Source organism: Knoellia sp. Soil729 (assembly GCF_001427985.1).
Lineage (GTDB): Bacteria > Actinomycetota > Actinomycetes > Actinomycetales > Dermatophilaceae > Knoellia.
Genome location: NZ_LMSA01000002.1, coordinates 238535 through 257473 on the forward strand (window position 1 = coordinate 238535; position 18939 = coordinate 257473).

General features: G+C 70.0%; 16 protein-coding genes and 1 tRNA gene. 2 read left to right on the forward strand and 15 right to left on the reverse strand.

From position 1 onward, the window contains the following. Window positions 1-39: 39 nt before the first annotated feature. The 6 genes from glyA to ASG74_RS06070 form a co-directional block, all read right to left on the reverse strand. A complete protein-coding gene (gene glyA, locus ASG74_RS06045) occupies window positions 40-1314 on the reverse strand; it encodes a serine hydroxymethyltransferase (protein ID WP_056140212.1) in 1275 nt (424 codons plus the stop codon). Next, window positions 1307-2008 carry an L-threonylcarbamoyladenylate synthase gene (locus ASG74_RS06050; protein WP_056140213.1) on the reverse strand — a complete coding sequence of 234 codons (702 nt, stop codon included), beginning with the start codon at window positions 2006-2008 and terminating at the stop codon, window positions 1307-1309. The genes glyA and ASG74_RS06050 overlap by 8 nt, the downstream gene beginning before the upstream one ends. A gap of 328 nt (window positions 2009-2336) precedes the next feature. Further along, entirely contained in the window at window positions 2337-3194 is an 858-nt protein-coding gene (gene prmC, locus ASG74_RS06055) for a peptide chain release factor N(5)-glutamine methyltransferase (RefSeq protein ID WP_056140224.1), read from the reverse strand. Next, window positions 3191-4273, reverse strand: coding sequence for a peptide chain release factor 1 (gene prfA, locus ASG74_RS06060; RefSeq protein ID WP_056140228.1), 1083 nt, complete (start codon window positions 4271-4273; stop codon window positions 3191-3193). The genes prmC and prfA overlap by 4 nt, the downstream gene beginning before the upstream one ends. A gap of 109 nt (window positions 4274-4382) precedes the next feature. Continuing rightward, window positions 4383-4598 (reverse strand): 50S ribosomal protein L31, encoded by a 216-nt coding sequence (gene rpmE, locus ASG74_RS06065; RefSeq protein ID WP_056140230.1) that lies wholly within the window; start codon window positions 4596-4598, stop codon window positions 4383-4385. A 227-nt stretch (window positions 4599-4825) separates the two neighbouring features. After that, a complete protein-coding gene (locus ASG74_RS06070) occupies window positions 4826-6007 on the reverse strand; it encodes a trans-sulfuration enzyme family protein (RefSeq protein WP_200942537.1) in 1182 nt (393 codons plus the stop codon). Between the two features lie 111 nt (window positions 6008-6118). Between ASG74_RS06070 and ASG74_RS06075 the strand changes: the two genes are divergently transcribed. After that, the gene (locus ASG74_RS06075; protein ID WP_056140235.1) at window positions 6119-6622 is read left to right on the forward strand and encodes an Lrp/AsnC family transcriptional regulator; all 504 of its coding nucleotides are present in this window, start codon (window positions 6119-6121) and stop codon (window positions 6620-6622) included. Window positions 6623-6773: 151 nt separating this feature from the next. Here the strand turns inward: ASG74_RS06075 and rho are convergent, their stop codons facing one another. From rho to ASG74_RS06110, 7 genes are all read right to left on the reverse strand, one after another. Next, complete coding sequence (rho, locus tag ASG74_RS06080) at window positions 6774-8873, reverse strand: transcription termination factor Rho (protein ID WP_082569555.1); 2100 nt, start codon at window positions 8871-8873, stop codon at window positions 6774-6776. 252 nt (window positions 8874-9125) lie between these two features. Then, on the reverse strand, window positions 9126-10019 hold the full coding sequence (gene thrB, locus ASG74_RS06085) for a homoserine kinase (RefSeq protein ID WP_235498841.1): 894 nt from the start codon (window positions 10017-10019) through the stop codon (window positions 9126-9128). 41 nt (window positions 10020-10060) lie between these two features. Continuing rightward, window positions 10061-11149: a threonine synthase gene (gene thrC / locus ASG74_RS06090; protein WP_056140244.1), complete on the reverse strand. Its 1089-nt coding sequence runs from the start codon at window positions 11147-11149 to the stop codon at window positions 10061-10063. Window position 11150: 1 nt separating this feature from the next. Beyond that, a complete protein-coding gene (locus ASG74_RS06095; RefSeq protein WP_056143211.1) occupies window positions 11151-12482 on the reverse strand; it encodes a homoserine dehydrogenase in 1332 nt (443 codons plus the stop codon). 65 nt (window positions 12483-12547) lie between these two features. Then, window positions 12548-13987, reverse strand: coding sequence for a diaminopimelate decarboxylase (gene lysA / locus ASG74_RS06100; protein ID WP_056140245.1), 1440 nt, complete (start codon window positions 13985-13987; stop codon window positions 12548-12550). Between the two features lie 11 nt (window positions 13988-13998). After that, window positions 13999-15645, reverse strand: coding sequence for an arginine--tRNA ligase (gene argS / locus ASG74_RS06105; RefSeq protein ID WP_056140248.1), 1647 nt, complete (start codon window positions 15643-15645; stop codon window positions 13999-14001). A 9-nt stretch (window positions 15646-15654) separates the two neighbouring features. After that, a complete protein-coding gene (locus ASG74_RS06110; RefSeq protein ID WP_235498842.1) occupies window positions 15655-16089 on the reverse strand; it encodes a response regulator in 435 nt (144 codons plus the stop codon). Between the two features lie 74 nt (window positions 16090-16163). Between ASG74_RS06110 and ASG74_RS06115 the strand changes: the two genes are divergently transcribed. Beyond that, window positions 16164-16235, forward strand: a tRNA-Arg gene (locus tag ASG74_RS06115). A 241-nt stretch (window positions 16236-16476) separates the two neighbouring features. Here the strand turns inward: ASG74_RS06115 and ASG74_RS06120 are convergent. Further along, the gene (locus ASG74_RS06120) at window positions 16477-17514 is read right to left on the reverse strand and encodes a hemolysin family protein (protein ID WP_056140250.1); all 1038 of its coding nucleotides are present in this window, start codon (window positions 17512-17514) and stop codon (window positions 16477-16479) included. After that, on the reverse strand, window positions 17511-18860 hold the full coding sequence (locus tag ASG74_RS06125; protein WP_056140253.1) for a hemolysin family protein: 1350 nt from the start codon (window positions 18858-18860) through the stop codon (window positions 17511-17513). The genes ASG74_RS06120 and ASG74_RS06125 overlap by 4 nt, the downstream gene beginning before the upstream one ends. Window positions 18861-18939: the final 79 nt, after the last annotated feature.

Below are 18939 nucleotides of genomic sequence, written 5' to 3' on the forward strand. Positions count from 1 at the left end.
TCCGCGGAACTACCCGAACGGGCAATCAGTGGTTGTTGTTCAGCGGGGGTATGCCGGGAAGCGCGTCACGAGATCGGTCACCTCGGCGCGCACCTCCTGGGAGACCTTGTGCTCGGGGTCGGCGTCACCGTCGACGACCGCACGGGCGATCAGCCCGGCGATCGTGCGCATCTCGTCCTCACCCATGCCCTGCGTGGTGACGCAGGGGGTGCCGACCCGGATGCCGCTGGCCACGTTGGGCTTCTGGGGGTCGAACGGGATGGCGTTCTTGTTGAGGGTGATCCCGGCGGCGTCGCAGCGCGCCTCGGCATCGACGCCGGTGACCTGAACCGGCTGGAGGTCGTGGAGCGAGAGGTGGGTGTCGGTGCCGCCCGTCGTCGGGCGGATTCCCATCTCGCCCAACGTCTCGGCGAGGACCCGGGCGTTGGCGATGACCTGCGTGGCGTAGGTCTGGTACTCGGGCGTGGCGCACTCCTTGAAGTTCGTCGCCTTCGCCGCGATCGTGTGCATCTGCGGGCCGCCCTGCATCATCGGGAACACGGCCTTGTCGATGGCCGCCTTGTGCTCCTCCTTGCAGACGATCGCACCACTGCGCGGGCCACGGAGCACCTTGTGGGTCGTGAAGCTCACGACGTCGGCGTAGGGCACTGGGCTGGGGATGGCCCTGCCGGCGACGAGGCCGATGAAGTGCGCGGCGTCGACCCAGAAGATCGCGCCGACCTCGTCGGCCACCCGGCGGAAGAACTCGAAGTCGATGAGGCGCGGGATCGCCGACCCGCCGGCGAGGATCACCTTGGGCCGGTGCTCCTTGGCGAGGCGCTCGACCTCGGCGTAGTCGATGTCCTCGGTGTCCTTGTCGACGCCGTAGTGGACGGCGTTGAACCACTTGCCCGAGAAGGACATCTTCGTGCCATGGGTGAGGTGGCCGCCGTGCGGGAGGCTCATCGCGAGGATCGTCTCGCCCGGCTTCATGAAGGCGCCGTAGACGGCCTGGTTGGCGCTGGCACCGGAGTGCGGCTGGACGTTGGCGTGCTCGGCGTCGAAGAGGGCCTTGGCCCGCTCGATGGCCAGCGTCTCGGCCTTGTCGACCTCGGAGCAGCCGCCGTAGTAGCGGCGCCCCGGATAGCCCTCGGCGTACTTGTTGGACAACGTCGACCCGAGGGACGTGAGGACCGCCGGGGAGGACATGTTCTCGCTCGCGATGAGCTGCAGCCCGCCACGCAGGCGGTCCAGCTCGGACACCAGCACTCCCGCGATCTCGGGGTCGAAGGCCTGCAGCGCCTCGAAGTCCGAACCGTAGAACGTCTCACTCATCGTTGCTCACTCCTGAAGGTTCTGGTGTCGGCTCAGCTGACGCGGTTGGCGGCAACTCTAGGTGCTCGGCCGCGAGGGCCAGGATCTCGTCCGAGTCGATCGCCCCACGACGCAGGATGGTGGGTCGGTCATGCGTGCAGTCCACGATCGTCGATGCCAGCCCACCCGTGACCGGCCCCGCGTCGAGGTAGAACTCGACCGAGGCACCCAGCTGGGTCGCGGCGTCGATGACGGTGCGGGACGCGGGATGACCGGTGCGGTTGGCGCTGCTCACGGCCATCGGGCCGACCTCCCTGAGGAGCTCGAGCGCCACGTCGTGGTCGGGCATGCGCACGGCCACGGTTCCACCGGTGTCGCCGAGGTCCCACATGAGGGAGGGCTGCGCCTTGAACACCAGGGTGAGCGGGCCCGGCCAGTAGCGCTCGATCAGGGCACGGGCGTAGGCCGGAACCTCCGTCGCGAGTCCGTCGACGGTCCGGACCTCGGGGACGAGCACGGGCGGAGGCATGTCGCGACCACGGCCCTTGGCGTCGAGGAGCCGCTGGACCGCGTCCGGCGCGAACGCATCGGCCCCGATGCCGTAGAGGGTGTCGGTGGGAAGCACGACGAGCTCGCCCTGGCGCACTCCGGCGGTCGCCTTGGCGATGCCGTCCTGGCGCCCCTCGGGGGTCGTGCAGTCGAAGACGGGGCTCATGGGGATCAGCCTAGGACCTGCCCGTGCCGGCCGGATCAGGGCTGCGGCGGAACGTTCTGACCAGCGGCTTCGCGGAGAATCGCCGACGACAAGACGCATGTCGAGGCTCGGGACTGAGTAGGGTCGGACCGTTCGTCAACGTCTATCGAAAGAGGTGCTACGCATGCGTGGTTCTGGACTCATCTGGACGATCGTCGGTGTGCTACTGATCATCGCCCTGCTGATCTACATCCTTTGACAGGTCTGACGACACCTACGGCCCCCGGTCCTTGACCGGGGGCCGTAGCTGCATCAGGGGGGCTCGCGCCATCGCGTCGGGCTCGGCGCCTCAGGCGCGGACGGCGACGGTCGCGCGGGGACGCCCGGTGAGGTCGAGCCGGTCCTCGACGTGTGACCACGAACCCGTCGCCCTCAGGGCCGCGGGCAGCGACTCGCCCTGGCTGTCGGCATGCTCCATCACGAGGACCCCACGACGGTGAAGCAGCCCCGCTGCGCGCGCGGCCACCAGGCGCGGGATGGCCAGACCGTCCTCACTGCCGCCGTAGAGCGCGACCTCGGGGTCGTGGTCGCGCACCTCGGGATCGACCGGCTCGGCGGTCGTGGGGATGTAGGGCGGGTTGGACACGACGACGTCGACATCCGCGAGCTCCTCGAACGCCGTGACGGCGTCGCCGTGCACGATCTCGACGTCGAGGCCAAGACGGTCGCGGTTGCGCAGCGCCCACGCCACGGCGAGGTCGCTGACCTCGACGGCATGCACCTGCGCCTGGGGCACCTCGGCCTTGACCGCAAGGGCGATGGCACCCGAACCCGTGCAGAGGTCCACGACGACGGGTGAGGTCACGCCCGACTCGAGGGTCGACAAGGTGGCCTCGATCGCCCAGCCGGCGACGACCTCCGTCTCGGGGCGCGGCACGAAGACGCCCGGCCCGACCTCGAGCTCGAGCCCACGGAACCAAGCCCGGCCCGTGAGGTGCTGCAGCGGAACGCGACTCGCCCGCTCGGCCACGAGTCCGGCATACGTCGCCGGAACGTCACCGCCGAGGACCATGAGCCGCCGCACCTCACTGGGCTCGACGCGAAGGGCGTGAGCCGCGAGCACGACGGCATCGTGCTCGGGTGAGCCGACTCCAGCGGCGGCGAGCTGCTGGGTGGCCTCACGGACGGCCGCTCTGAGGTCGCTCACGAGGCGCCCTCCCCGAGGACCGCGAGACGCGCAGCGTCGTCAGCGGCCATGGCTGACTCGACGACCGGGTCGAGCTCCCCACCGAGGACGGTGTCGAGGTTGTAGGCCTTGAAACCGGTGCGGTGGTCACTGATCCGGTTCTCGGGGAAGTTGTAGGTACGGATGCGCTCGCTGCGGTCCACGGTCCGGACCTGGCTCGCGCGGATGTCGGCACTGGCGGCGTTGGCCTGGTCCATCGCGATCTGGTGCAGGCGCGCACGCAGCACGCGCATCGCGGCCTCACGGTTCTGCAGCTGCGACTTCTCGTTCTGGCACGACACGACGGTGCCCGTGGGCAGGTGGGTGATGCGGACCGCCGAGTCGGTGGTGTTGACGCTCTGCCCGCCCGGGCCTGACGACCGGAAGACGTCGATGCGCAGGTCGTTGGGGTGGATCTCGACCTCGACCTCCTCCACCTCGGGCATGACCCAGACACCCGCGGCGCTGGTGTGGATGCGGCCCTGGGTCTCGGTGACCGGGACCCGCTGCACGCGGTGGACCCCGCCTTCGTACTTGAGCCGTGCCCACGGCCCCTCGCCCGCCTGCGGCGTGCCCTTGGCCTTGACGCTGACCTGGACGTCCTTGAAGCCCCCGAGGTCGGTCTCGGTCGAGTCGAGCACCTCCGTGCGCCAGCCGCGCTGCTCGGCGTAGCGCAGGTACATGCGGAGCAGGTCGCCGGCGAACAGCGCCGACTCCTCGCCACCCTCCCCCGCCTTGACCTCGACGATGACGTCGCGGTCGTCGTGGGGGTCGCGCGGGATGAGCAGGCGCCGGAGCCGGTCGGCGGCCTCGGTGGCGGTCACCTCGAGGGCGGGGATCTCCTCGGCGAAGGCGGGCTCCTCCGCCGCGAGCTCACGGGCTGCCTGGAGGTCGTCGGTGGCCGACTGCCACTGCGCGTATGCCGTCACCGTCGGTCCGAGGGCGGCGTACCTCTTGTTGATCTCGCGCAGCTGGTCCGGGTCCGAGGCGATCGCCGGATCCCCCATCTCCCGCTCGAGCTGTGCGTGCTCGTCGGCCAGCGCCGCGGCGGACTCGAACATGGGCAGTCCTCTCAGGGACGGTCGGGGTGGCGCGAGGCAGGTGGCGGATACACGAATGCGCCGACCCGGACCCCTGGGAGGGAGTCGACGGGTCGGCGCATCGAGGGTGCTACGCGTCGGCCTTCTTGCCGTAGCGCGCTTGGAAGCGTGCGACGCGGCCACCGGTGTCGAGAATCTTCTGCTTGCCCGTGTAGAACGGGTGGCACTGGCTGCAGACCTCGGCGTGGATGGCGCCGTTCTCGGCGGTGCTGCGCGTGGTGAACGACGCGCCACAGGTGCAGGTGACCGTGGTCTCGGCGTAGTTCGGGTGGATGTCCTTCTTCACGATTCTCTCCTTGAGTGCTCTGGATGTCTCCGGGTCGGCGGGCCCATCAGGTAGATGCAAACCCTGTAGCGCCCCGCCTGCATCCCTCGTGAGGGGTGATGCTCAGGAAACGCGTTCGTGCCGTGAACCGGTCCAGCGATCAAGTGTGCCAGAGCAGGCACACGCCTACCTAAACGGCGAGGTGGCACCACGCATTCCCTCGGGGCAGGGCCTGGGGACACATCCGGTCAGGGCAGGTTGGCAAAGGCCTTGTCGAGGTCGGCGATGACGTCCTCGACCGCCTCGAGGCCGACGGACAGTCGCAGCAGGTCGTCGTCGGGTCGAGCGTCAGCCACGACGAGGCGGTGGGTGAGGCTTGCCGGATGCTGGATGAGGGTGTCGACACCGCCCAGCGACACGGCGTGGGTGACGAGGTCGAGGTGCTCCAGGAACGCCGACGCCGCGGCATACCCACCAGCGAGGCGGAAGGCGACCAGAGCGCCGGGCCCCGACATCTGCGTACCAAGCAGGCCCAGAGGGTCTGCGCCCGGAAGGCCCGCGTAGTGCACCCGGGACACCTCCGGCCTCCCGGCGAGCCAGCCGGCGACGGCGCGTGCGGACTCCTGCTGGGCGCGCACCCGGACGTGGATCGTCTGGAGCCCCCGGTGCAGCTCGTAGGCGGCCAGCGGGTGGAGGACCGCCCCGGTGATGGCCCGCAGCTGGCGCAAACGCGCGGCCCACTCGTGGTCCGCGGCGACGACGCCTCCCATGACGTCGCCGTGACCACCCATGAACTTCGTCGCCGAGTGCAGCACGAGCGTCGCACCCTGGCGCATCGGCTGCTGGAGCACCGGTGTCGCGAAGGTGTTGTCCACCGCCACCGGGACCTCGCCGGCCTGTGCCACGACCGCGGCGATGTCGACGAGGTCGAGCGAGGGGTTGGCGGGGGTCTCGAGGAGCACGAGGCCGGTGTCCGCACGGAGGGCAGCGCCGACCGTCTCCGGTGTGGCCCAGGTGACCTCGGTCCCCAGAAGGCCCGCGGCCAAGAGGTGGTCCGAGCCGCCGTAGAGCGGACGGACGGCGACGACGTGCGGCTTGCCCGCAGCGACGCTCGCGAGCAGGGTCGCGGTGAGCGCGGCCATCCCGCTGGCGAACGCCACGGAGGACTCCGCCCCCTCCAGGGCGGCGACGGCTCGCTCGAACCGGTCGACACCGGGGTTCCACAGCCGCTGGTACACGAGGGTCGACTCGGCATCCGGCCGCTCCCCCGCGGCGATGGTGTCGTATGCCGCACCACCGGCTTCCACGGTCGGCATCGGGTACGTCGTGGCCAGGTCGATGAGCGGCACGTGCAGCCCGAGGCCGGGAAGGTCCTCCCGGCCGGCGTGCACTGCGTTCGTCGCGGGATTGGGCAGTGAACTGGTCGTCATGCGCCAGATTCTCCGCATGATCATCGGATGAGCGGAAGAGTTCCGTGGATACCGTGTCCTCCCGCCGATGCCTCCGAGGAACCTGCACGAGGACGCGCCTATTGTGAGGCCATGCCGAAGAATCCGCACCGTCTCACTCCCGGGCCCGCGCCAACGGTTCCTCCGGTCCTCGACCACGTCGACCGGGCACTCGTGGCAGAGCTAGTCGCTGATGCGCGCATCTCCAATGCGGCTCTCGCGCGGACGGTGGGGATCGCCGAGTCCACGTGCGTCGGACGGGTGCGCTCCCTGCGCGAACGCGGCGTCATCACCGGCTTCCACGCGTCCCTCGACCTCGCCATGCTCGGGCGTCCGCTGCAGGCCGTCATCGCCATCGGGCTGGCGGGGCACGACCGGGCCCAGGTCGAGACGTTCGGTGACGAGATCGCGGCCCTGCCGGGAGTGCTGTCCGCCCACAACATCTCCGGAGCCGACGACTTCCTCGTGCATGTGTGCGCGCAGTCCCCCGAGGACCTGCGGGACTTCGTCCTCGACAACATCTCGAGCCGGCCAGGGGTCAAGCACGTCCAGACGTCGCTCGTCTTCCGCAGCCACCCCGGCAGCCCGACTGGCTGAGCCAGGTCACCGAGCCTTCACCCCGTGCGCTCACGAGACGCCGGGCCGTCGGCCACGCACGTTCGGTGGGCGGACGGCATACCTGCGGGTATGCCGCGAGGCGGCCTCCCGATCGGGAGACCGCCTCGCAGTGGTCAGGGAAGCCTGCGACTCAGCTGTCCTCGGCCTCGAGCTTCGCGGAGCTGGTCTGCTGGACCTGCACCAGGAACTCGTAGTTGGTCTTGGTCTTGCGCAGGCGGTCGAGCAGGAGCTCGATGCCCTGCTGGCTGTCGAGCGCGGCCAGGACACGACGCAGCTTCCACATGATCTTGAGCTCGTCGGGTGCGAGGAGGATCTCCTCGCGACGCGTGCCCGAGTTGTTGATGTCGACCGCCGGGAAGATGCGGCGGTTGGACAGGCCGCGGTCGAGCTTGAGCTCCATGTTGCCGGTGCCCTTGAACTCCTCGAAGATCACCTCGTCCATGCGCGAGCCCGTCTCGACGAGGGCGGTCGCGAGGATCGTGAGCGAGCCCCCGTCCTCGATGTTGCGCGCGGCGCCGAAGAACTTCTTCGGCGGGTAGAGCGCGGCCGAGTCGACGCCGCCCGACAGGATGCGGCCGCTCGCGGGGGCCGCGAGGTTGTAGGCGCGACCGAGCTTGGTGATCGAGTCGAGCAGCACGACGACGTCGTGACCCATCTCGACGAGCCGCTTGGCACGCTCGATGGCGAGCTCGGCGACCGTGGTGTGGTCCTCGGCGGGACGGTCGAACGTCGAGGCAATGACCTCACCCTTGACCGCACGCTGCATGTCGGTGACCTCCTCGGGGCGCTCGTCGACGAGCACGACCATGAGGTGGACCTCGGGGTTGTTGGTCGTGATCGCGTTGGCGATCGCCTGCATCACCATCGTCTTGCCGGCCTTGGCCGGGGCGACGATGAGGCCGCGCTGGCCCTTGCCGATCGGGGCCACGAGGTCGATGATCCGCGTGGTGAGGATGCCGGGCTCGGTCTCGAGGCGGAGGCGGTCCTGCGGGTAGAGCGGGGTGAGCTTGCCGAACTCCACGCGCTTGAGCGCGTCGTCGGAGCTCATGCCGTTGATGGAGTCCAGGCGCGCCAGCGGCGTGTACTTCTGGCGGTTGTTGCGGGTGCCGACGGACTGCTGCTGCGGCTCCTCGCCATCGCGCGGTGCCTTGGTCGCGCCGACCACCGCGTCGCCCTTGCGCAGGTTGTGGCGCTTGACCATGCCGAGCGGAACGTAGACGTCGTGGTTGCCCGGCAGGTAGCCCGAGGTCCGGACGAACGCGTAGTTGTCGAGGATGTCGAGAATGCCGGCGACGGGGACGAGCACGTCGTCCTCGGTGATCTGCTGCGACTCGTTCTCGTGCTGGGTCTCGCCACCGGGGCTCACGCGACGCTTGTCACGGTCACGGTCGCGGTTGCGGTTGCGGTTGCGGCGACGACGTCCGCTGCGACCGCTCTCGTCGTCGTCGTCGTCACCCGGGCCGTTGTGGTCCTGGGCGCGGTCGTGGCGGCCGTCGCGCTGCTCGGCGTTGCGCTCGCGCTGCTGCTCGCTGCGACCGTCACGGTCCTGCGGACTGCGGTCCCGCTGTTGGGCACTGCGGTCCCGCTGTTCGCGACCGTCACCGTCCTGGGTGCTGCGCTCACGTGGCTCGCGGGCCTCACGCTGCTGGCCATTGCGGTCGCGCGACTCGCGAGCCTCGCCGTCCTGGGCGGTGCGGTCCGAGCCGTCGCGGTCCGAACCACTGCGGTCCTGGGCGGTGCGGTCCTGGGCGGTGCGGTCCGAGTCATGACGACCCGAACGGCTGCGGTTCTCGCGGCTGGACTCCTGCGCGGAGGCATCGGCCTCCTCAGCGCGGTCCCTGCGATGGCCACGGTCCTCGCGCGGAGCCTCGGACTGGCTCGGCGCGCTGGACGTCTCCTGCTTGGGGGTCACCTGACCCGACGAGGAGGCGCGACGCGACCGTGTCCTCACGGGAGCGTCGGATGCAGCGGACGGCGCGTGGAACGCAGCGGACGGGGCGTCGGATGCGGCGGACGGGGCATCGGAGGACGCCACGGGCCCGCTCTCACCGTTCTGCCGCGACTTGATGGCGGCCACGAGGTCGCCCTTGCGCATCTTGGCGGTTCCCGAGATGCCCATGCTCGAGGCAAGTCCCTGCAGCTCGGCGAGGCGCATGGCCGTCAGCGAACCGGATCGGCGCGGGCTCTGCCCGGACGCACTGGATGCCTCAAGAGTGGTGGTGTCTGTCACGAAGGATCCTTCACCTCGTCAGTGGGCCCTGCCCGCGCAGGGCGGGGCCGAAGTGGGTGCCAGAGATCTGGCGGGTGTGTTCCACGGGGCCTGCCGACATCCGGCGCGTGACTCAGCACGAACGGCCAACAGTGGAGGGTGCGGATTCGCGGTAGGCATCGGTTGACAAGAACGCTTCCCCGGCATCAACTACGACCGCCCTTTCACTCTAACACCAGAGGGCCTGCGCGGTCGCAGACTTGGTGGGCGCGCTCAGCCTTCGAGCACCTCGACACCACGAGGCGGTATGCCGGGCAGCAGCACTCGCCAGAGCCCACCTCCGGCGCGGCCGACCGCCGACGCTGTCGCCGTCGTGGCGAGGACGAGCACCGAGGGTCCGGCACCCGAGATCACGGCGGCGTGGCCGGCGGCGCGCAGCTCGTCGACCAGGGCCATCGACAGTGGGTAGGACGGCCGCCGGGGCTCCTGGTGGAGCCAGTCGCGCGTGCCGTCGAGGAGGTGTTCGGGAGCCGACGTCAGGGCATGGACGAGCAGGGCGGCACGAGCAGAGTTCGCAGCGGCATCGGCGAGCCGGACCTGCGCCGGCAGGACCGCGCGCGCGGTGGCCGTCGACAGCTGGGTCTCCGGAGTGAACACCACGGGGACGACCTCCGGGTGGGCGCCCAGGCGCAGGGTGCTCGTCCCCTGGGCGGGGTCGTCGGACCACGAGAGGGTCACCCCACCGAAGACGCTCGCCGAGGAGTTGTCGGGATGGCCCTCGAGTCGGGCGGCGAGGTCGTTGACGGCGGTGAGATCGAAGGCGTCGGCCGCGCGGCCGTCACGCAGCGCGAGCAGGGCGTGCGCGAGGCTGACGCCTGTGACGATGGCGGTCGCCGAGGATCCCATGCCGCGGCCGTGCGGGACCGCGTTGTCGCACTCGAGCCGCAGCCCCTCCGGTGCCGCCTCCCCCAGGTCCTCGAAGGCGTGACGCAGGCTGCGGAAGACGAGGTGCGAGACGTCGGTCGGGACGACCTCGGAGCCTTCACCCCGGACGCTGACCTCGAGACCGGGTTCGACGAGAACCGTTGCGCGACAACCGTCCCAGACGCCCAGGGCCACGCCGATCGAGTCGAAGCCCGGACCCAGGTTCGCGCTGCTCGCGGGCACACGAACAGCAGCAGAGAGGCCCGGCAGCCACTCCCCCACGATCAGCTCGCGAAGCCGAGGACCTCGGCGACGGCGTGCGCCTCGGCCGAGACCTTGACCGGCTCGATCTCCGAACCGTCAGCGGTGCGCAGGGCCCACTGCGGGTCCTTGAGCCCGTGGCCCGTCACCGTGCAGACGATCGTCGCATCGGCCGGGATCTCGCCCCGCTCGCTGGCCTGGACGAGGCCCGCGATGCTCGCGGCCGACCCCGGTTCCACGAAGATCCCCTCCGTCGAGGAGAGCAGCCGGTGGGCGGCGAGGATCTGCTCATCGGTCACCGACTCGATGCGCCCACCCGACTGGTCGCGGGCCTCCTCGGCCTGGCGCCACGACGCCGGGTTGCCGATGCGGATCGCCGTCGCGATGGTCTCCGGGTCGTCGACCGGGTGACCGAGGACGATCGGTGCGGCACCGGCCGCCTGGAAGCCCCACATCTGCGGCGTGCGGGTCGAGACGGCCGGCAGGCCCTCGGCGTCGGTGGCGTACTCGGTGTAGCCACGCCAGTAGGCCGTGATGTTGCCGGCGTTGCCGACCGGGAGGATGTGGATGTCGGGGGCGTCGCCGAGGGCGTCGACGATCTCGAAAGCAGCGGTCTTCTGACCCTCGATGCGCGCGGGGTTGACCGAGTTGACCAGCTCCACGGGGTGTACCTCGGCGAGCTTGCGGGCCACCGTGAGGCAGTTGTCGAAGTTGCCGTCGACCTGGATCAGCGTGGCGCCGTGGGCGATGGCCTGGCTCAGCTTGCCCATCGCGATCTTGCCCTCGGGGACGAGCACCGCGCAGGTCATGCCGGCCTTGGTGGCGTAGGCCGCCGCCGAGGCGCTCGTGTTGCCCGTGCTCGCGCAGATGACCGCCTTGGCCCCGCGGCCCTTGGCGTAGGAGATCGCGCTGGTCATGCCGCGGTCCTTGAACGAGCCGGTGGGGTTGAGCCCTTCGTACTTGACGAGGACGTTGGCCCCGACGAGCTCGGACAGGTGCTCTGCCTGGATGAGCGGGGTCCCGCCCTCGTGCAGGGTCACGACAGGTGAGCCGGCAAGCATCGGCAGGCGGTCGGCATACTCACGGATGACTCCGCGCCACTGGTGTGCCACGTCAGGCTCCTTCCACGCGCATCCACGAGACGACGGCGTCGACCGTGTCCAGACCGGTGAGGGCATCGACGGTGGCGGCCAGCGCCGAGTCCGTCGCATGGTGCGTGACGATGACGAGGGACGCACGTGACTCGTCGCCCTCACCCAGCACCCGCTGACGGACGGTCTCGATCGAGACGCCGTGCTCGGCGAACGCGGAGGCGACCTGGGCAAGGACGCCCGGGCGGTCGGCCACCGCAAGACTGATGTGGTACCTCGTGGTCGCCTGCCCCATCGCGGCGACCGGCAGGTCGGCGTAGGCCGACTCGGCGGGCCCGTGCCCACCGGCGAGGCGGTGTCGAGCCACGGCGACGACGTCGCCCAGGACGGCGGACGAGGTCGGCTCACCACCGGCACCCTTGCCGTAGAACATGAGCTCGCCGGCAGCCGACGCCTCGACGAACACCGCGTTGTAGGCGTCACGGACAGAGGCCAAGGGGTGGCTGCGCGCGATCATGGCCGGGTGGACGCGCACGCTCACGGCGCTGGGAGCGCCGGAGTCGTCGCGCACCAGCTCGCAGATCGCGAGCAGCTTGACCACCGCATCCATCTCGCGCGCCGCCTGGATGTCGGCAGCGGAGACCTCGGTGATGCCCTCGCGGTGGACCTGGTCGATCGAGACCCGGGTGTGGAAGGCCAGCGACGCGAGGATGGCTGCCTTGGCGGCGGCGTCGAAACCCTCGACGTCGGCCGTCGGGTCGGCCTCGGCGTAGCCCAGGGCCTGCGCCTGCTCCACGGTCTCGGCGAAGCCGGCGCCGGTGCTGTCCATCTTGTCAAGGACGAAGTTGGTCGTGCCGTTGACGATACCCAGCACCCGCTGCACGTCGTCACCGACGAGGGACTCCCGCATGGGTCGCACGATCGGGATCGCCCCGGCAACAGCCGCCTCGTAGTAGAGGTCGACGTTGTTCTCGGCCGCGGCGGCATAGAGCGTGGGCCCGTCCTCGGCGAGGAGCGCCTTGTTGGCGGTGACCACCGACGCGCCGTGCTTCATGGCGGTGAGGATGAGCTCACGTGCCGGGTCGATGCCGCCGATGACCTCGATGACCACGTCGGCGCTGCGTACCAGGGTGTCGGCGTCAGCGGTGAAGAGCGAGGGGTCGACAGGAACGTCGGGGCGGGGACGTTCCGGTCGCCGCACGGCGATGCCGATGAGCTCGAGCCGAGCACCGACCCGGGAGGCCAGGTCGTCCCCGTTGCGCACGAGCATGGTCGCGACCGCCGACCCGACGACACCACACCCGAGCAGGGCAACCTTGAGGGTGGGCAGCGGCGTGCTGGTGGGGGAAGCCATCTCGGCGGGGATCTCCTCGGGCGTCACGGCCTCGACCCGGCCAGCGACATCATTGAGCTGCGACATCAGCTGCTCCCGACGTCGAGAGCCAGCAGATCGTCGATCGTCTCACGACGCACGATGACCCGTGCCTTGCCGTCTCGGACCGCGAGCACAGGTGGACGGGGGGTGTGGTTGTACTGGCTCGACAGGGCGCGGCAGTACGCGCCGGTCCCGGGGACGGCGATGAGGTCGCCCGGCTGGGTGTCGGCCGGCAGCCACTCGTCCTGCACGACGATGTCGCCGCTCTCGCAGTGCTTGCCGACGACACGGGCCAGCATCGGTTCGGCATCGGAGCGCCGGTTGGCCAGGGTGCACGAGTAGTCGGCCTCGTAGAGCGCGGGTCGCACGTTGTCGCTCATGCCCCCGTCGACGGAGACATACGTCCGGGAGTGGTGGTCACCGAGCTCGACCGGCTTGACGGTGCCGACCTCGTAGAGCGTGAACGTCGACGGGCCGGCGATGGCGCGACCGGGTTCGATCGACACCCTGGGCACGCGCGTGAGGTCACCGTCGCCGATCGCCTTGAACTCGCGGCCCACGATGTCCGCCAGCTGCTCCCCGAGCTCACCCGGATCGAGGGGCGTGTGCTGGGACGTGTAGGCCATGCCGAACCCGCCCCCGAGGTCGATCTCGGGGCTGTGGTGCCCGAGCTCGTCGGCGATCTGCGCGTGCAGCCCCACGAGGCGCCTCGCGCTCATCTCGAAGCCCCCGGTGTCGAAGATCTGGCTACCGATGTGGGAGTGCAGACCCCGCAGGTCAAGGGTGTCGTGCGCCAGCACCACCCTGGCCGCCTCGAGGGCCTGCCCGCCGGAGAGGCTGAAGCCGAACTTCTGGTCCTCGTGCCCGGTCGCGATGAACTCGTGGGTGTGGGCCTCGACGCCGACCGTCACCCGGATCATCACCGGTGCGACGACACCCAGGTCGGCCGCGACCTGCGCCACCCGCTCGATCTCGATGAACGAGTCGACGACGATCCGGCCGACGCCGTAGTCCAGGGCGTCACGGATCTCGGTCAGGGACTTGTTGTTGCCGTGGAAGCCGATCCGCTCGGCGGGGAAGCCAGCGCGGCGAGCCACGGCGAGCTCGCCACCGCTGCACACGTCGAGCGAGAGACCCTCTTCGGCGACCCAGGTCGCGACGGCCGTGCAGAGGAACGCCTTGCCCGCGTAGTAGACGTCGGCACCTCCGCAGACGGTCTGGAACGGTGCCGTGAAGTCGTCGCGGTAGGCCCTCGCCCGGGCGCGGAAGTCGCCTTCGTCGACGACGTATGCCGCAGTGCCGAAGTCGCGCGCGATGCTCACCACGTCGAGACCGGCGACGGTCACCCGGCCCTCGCCGTCACGGCATACGGAGTGTGGCCACAGCTGCGGCAGCAGCGCGTTGACGTCGTCGGGGAACGGCAGGTAGAGCGGCGGGCCGCCGTAGCCGTCGGCGTGGAGGGCACCGGCCTCGTGCGAGCGCATCGGTCAGTCCCTCACATGCGCTCGGGCGCGCTGACGCCGAGCAGGTCGAGGCCGTTGGCGAGCACCTGGCGCGTGGCGTCGTTGAGCCACAGCCGGGTGCGGTGGAGGTCGGTGACCTCCTCCTCGGCGTTCATCGGCCGCACCCGGCAGGTGTCGTACCACTTGTGGTAGCGGCCGGCGAGGTCCTCGAGGTAGCGCGCGACACGGTGGGGCTCGCGCAGGTGCGCCGCCTGGGCGACGACGCGCGGGAAGTCGCCGAGCGTGGCGAGCAGGGTGGCCTCGGTCGGGTCGGCGAGCAGCGCGGGGTCGAAGCCGTCCTCGCGGCGCACGCCGTCCTCCCCCGCGAGACGCGACACGTTGGCCGTGCGGGCGTGGGCGTACTGGACGTAGAAGACGGGGTTGTCGTTGGTCTGCTTGCGCAGCTCCTCACCCTCGAGGGACAGGGGGCTGTCCGCGGGGTAGCGCGCCAGCGAGTAGCGAACGGCGTCGGTCCCGATCCAGCTGAGGAGGTCGTTCAGCTCGATGATGTTGCCGGCCCGCTTCGACAGCTTGGCGCCGTTGAGGTTGACCAGCTGGCCGATCCGCACGTCGATGTTGACGTCCGGGTCGTCACCCGCTGCCGCCGCGATCGCCTTGAGCCGGTTGATGTAGCCGTGGTGGTCGGCGCCGAGGAGGTAGATCTTCTCGGTGAAGCCGCGGTCCTTCTTGCTCAGGTAGTAGGCGGCGTCGGCGGCGAAGTACGTCGGCTCCCCGTCCGCGCGGATGAGCACCCGGTCCTTGTCGTCGGTGAAGTCGGTGGTGCGCAGCCACACCGCACCGTCCTTGTCGTAGACGTGCCCCTGCTCGCGGAGCCGGGCGACGGCCTGCTCCACCGCACCGCCGTCGTGCAGCTCCTGCTCGGAGAACCAGACGTCGAAGAAGACCCCGAACCGCTCGAGCGTCTGCTGGATCTCGGCGAGCTGCGCCTCGTAGGCCAGGGGCCGGGCGACGGCGACGGCTTCGTCGTCGGGCAGCTCCAGCAGGTCGGGGCGCTGCTGGGTCACGATCTCGGCGAGGTCACCGATGTAGGCGCCGGGGTAGCCGCCCTCCGGAGTGGGCTCGCCCTTGGCACTGGCGAGGACGCTCAGCGCGAACTTGTCCATCTGGGTGCCGGCGTCGTTGATGTAGTACTCGGCCGTGACGTCTGCCCCCGACGCCGCGAGCAGTCGCCGCATCGAGTCACCCAGCGCTGCCCACCGGGTGTGCCCGATGTGCAGCGGGCCGGTCGGGTTGGCCGAGATGAACTCGAGGTTGATGGTGTGGCCGGCCTCGGAGTCGTTCTTCCCGTATGCCGTGCCGCTCTCGACGATGCTTCGCGCGAGCTCGCCGGCGCTGGCGGCATCGAGGGTGATGTTGAGGAAGCCGGGACCTGCGACGTCGACCTGCGTGATGCCGTCGATCGCGGTCAGGCGCTCGGCGAGGCGCGTCGCGAGGTCTCGCGGCGGCATACCCGCCGGCTTGGCGAGCTGGAGGGCGACGTTGGTGGACCAGTCGCCGTGGTCACGGTTCCTGGGTCGCTCCACGCGCACCTCGGCCGGGATGTCGGCGGTGAAGTCACCAGCGGCGGAGGCCTCGAGCAGGGCAGCCCGGATCGCGGACGAGAGTTCTTCGGGAGTCACCCGCGAAGTCTATTGGCCGGGTATCTGCGGTCGTCCCTCGGCCGCGAGGCGTGAGATGACCTCCACGAGGTCGGCGGGGTCGAACGGTTTGGCGACGAACGAGTCGAAACCGGCGAGGGCTGCCTCGCTGCGGTCGTGCGCCGTCGTCGACGCGGTCACGAGGATGGTCGGGACGTCCTTGAGCCGCGGGTGGGCCCGGATGGCCGCGATGGCCCACCAACCGTCACGTCGGGGCGTCTGTGCGTCGAGCACGATCACGTCGGGAACCCGGGCTGCGGGGTCGATGAGGTGGCTCATCGCCTCGTGCCCGTCAGTGGCCTCGAGGACGTCGAAACCCTCGAGCTCGAGGTTGATCCGGATGATGGCCCGGATCGACTCGATGTCGTCGCACACCATGACCAGCGGACGAGGCGTGATAGCCACGACAGCAGGACCGGATTCCATACCGAGAACTCTAGGCTGCTACCCTCCCTGAGCATCCCAGAACGGCACGAATCTCCAGCATGCGGACGGTTCGAGCCCCCGTAGCTCAGGGGATAGAGCACCGCCCTCCGGAGGCGGGAGCGCAGGTTCGAATCCTGCCGGGGGCACGCGAAGCAGGCCGGTGAATGACACGGAGTGTCGATTCACCGGCCTTTCGCGTCCCCCGGCAGAAGTCACAGGCGCTTCGAACGGAGTGAGAGCGCCGACGGGGCACCAACGACCAAGGCCCCGAACCGCGCGAAGCGCTGGTTCGGGGCCTTGTTCGTTGGTGCCCCATGCGACTGATTGCCCGTTAGGACAGTGACTCGCTGCGCTCGCAACTGTCCCAACGGGCAATAAGTCGGGGTTTCAGCTGCGCTGGGAGCTGTCCGTGACCTCGCCGACGAGCTCCTCGATGACGTCCTCGAGGAAAACGACGCCGAGCACCTCACCGTCCTCGGCCACGACCCGGGCCAGGTGCGAACCGGTGCGCTGCATGGTGGCGAGCACCGACTCGACCTCGTCGTCGCGCCGGACGTTGGCCATCCTGCGGATGCGCTTGGAGGGCACGGGCTGGAGCCGCTCCTCCTCGTCGGCGAACAGGACGTCCTTGAGGTGGAGGTAGCCCGAGAGCGTCCCGCCGGCGTCCACGACCGGGAACCGGGAGTACCCGTGCCGGGCCACGAGGCGCTCGATGCCGTCGGGCGTGGCGTCGAGACCGACGGTGACGAGGTTCTCGCGGGGCACTCCGACATCACCGGCGTCCTTGTCGCTGAACTCAAGTGCCGCGCCGAGGAGTCCGTACTGCTCCGCCTCCACCAGGCCTTCGCGGTGCGACTCGGAGACGATCTGGGCGACCTCCTCGGCGGTGAACGCCGACGCGAGCTCGTCCTTGGGGTCGACTCCCAGAGCCCTGACGAGGACCTTGGAGACCCAGTCCATCGCGCTGATGACCGGCTTGACGACCTTGGAGACCATGACGAGGGCGGGAACCAGCGCGATGGCCGCGCGCTCCGGCGTCGCGATGGAGAGGTTCTTGGGGATCATCTCGCCGACGACGACGTGCAGGAAGACCACGATGAGCAGGGCGAGCACGAGTGCCAGGACATCCGCTGCGGCCTCGGGTGCTCCGAGGGCCTCGACCGGCCCCACGAGCGCGTGGTGGAACGCCGACTCCGACACGGCACCGAGGAGAACCGAGCAGACCGTGATGCCGAGCTGGGCTGTGGCGAGCAGGATCCCGGTGCGCGACATGGCCTCCATCGCGATGCGGGCACGGCTGTTGCCCTCCTCCGCGAGCGGCTCGAGCTGACTGCGGCGAGCCGACATCGCGGCAAACTCGGCGCCGACGAAGAAGGCGTTCGCGAGCAGGAGGACGACGGTGATGAAGATGGTTCCCGGGCTCATGCGGGCGCCCCCTCCTGTGCCTCGTCGGGGCCGGTGGCGGCATCACCCTCGGCGGGAACCGGAGTGAAGCGGAGCCGGTCCACCCTGCGGGCCTGCATGTCGATGACCGCGATGTGCCAGCCTGGCAGCTCGACCACGTCACCGACGTGGGGAACGCGCCCGAGCTCGGACATGACGAACCCGGCCACCGTCTCGTAGGCGGGCCCCTCCGGGATTGTGATGCCGGTGCGCCGCAGGACCTCGTCGGGTCGCCACAGGCCGGGCACGGTCCACGAGCCGTCGCTGGAGCGGCGACCGGTCGTCTGGCTCCGGTCATGCTCGTCCGACACCTCGCCGACGATCTCCTCGACCAAGTCCTCCAGCGTCACCACGCCGGACGTCCCGCCGTACTCGTCGACGACGATGGCGAACTGCTGGCCGCTGTCGCGCAGATGGATGAGCAGCGGGTCGAGACGGATCGTCTCCGGCACGACGAGGGGTGGAGTCATGAGGGCCGACACGGGGACGTCGTCGCGGCGCTCGTGAGGCACCGCGATGGCCTTCTTGACGTGCACGACTCCGTCAACGTCGTCCCAGTCGTCGTCGATGACGGGGAAGCGCGAGTGCCCGGTCTGTCGCGCGAGCTCGACGCACTCACGAGCCGAGGCGGAGCGGTCGATCGCCGTGGCCCGCGAGCGCGGGGTCATGACGTCGGCCGCGCTCTGGGCGCCGAACGTCAGGGACGCCGCGACGAGGCGCGCCGTCCCGAGGTCGAGGGTGCCGGCCTCCGCGGAGCTGCGCACGAGCGAGGCCAGCTCCGCGGGACTCCTGGCCGCCGAGAGCTCCTCCTGGGGCTCGACTCCCATCGCGCGCAACGCAGAGTTGGCCGTGCCGTTGAGCACCCAGATGAAGGGCTTGAAGGCGAGCGCGAACCACCGCACCGGCCCGGCCACCCACTTCGCGGTGGCCAGCGGCGTCGAGATCGCGAGCGTCTTGGGCACCATCTCGCCGATGATCATCGAGAAGACGGTGGCGATGGCCATCGCGAGCACCGAGGCCACCTTCTGCGCCGAGGACCCGCTGAGGCCGAGCGACTCCAGCGGACCGAGCAGCAACTTGCCGATCGAGGGATAGGCGAGGAAGCCGAGGACGAGCGTGGTCAGGGTGATGCCGACCTGGGACGCGGAGAGCTGGGTCGACAGCGCCCTCAGTGAGGTGAGCACCGAGCGGGCTCCCCCGTCCCCGCGCTCGACGGCCTTCTCCACGGTGGGCCGGTCCAGCGCGACCAGGGCGAACTCTGCGGCGACGAACAGGGCGGTCCCCAAGGTCAGCGCGACGCCGGCAAGGACGAGTAACCACTCGGTCATAGTGCGCCCATCCTAGGGAAGGTGCGCAGGCCCGGGTGACAGAGCCGCCCGCACACCCGCGTCGTCATCCTCGTGACGG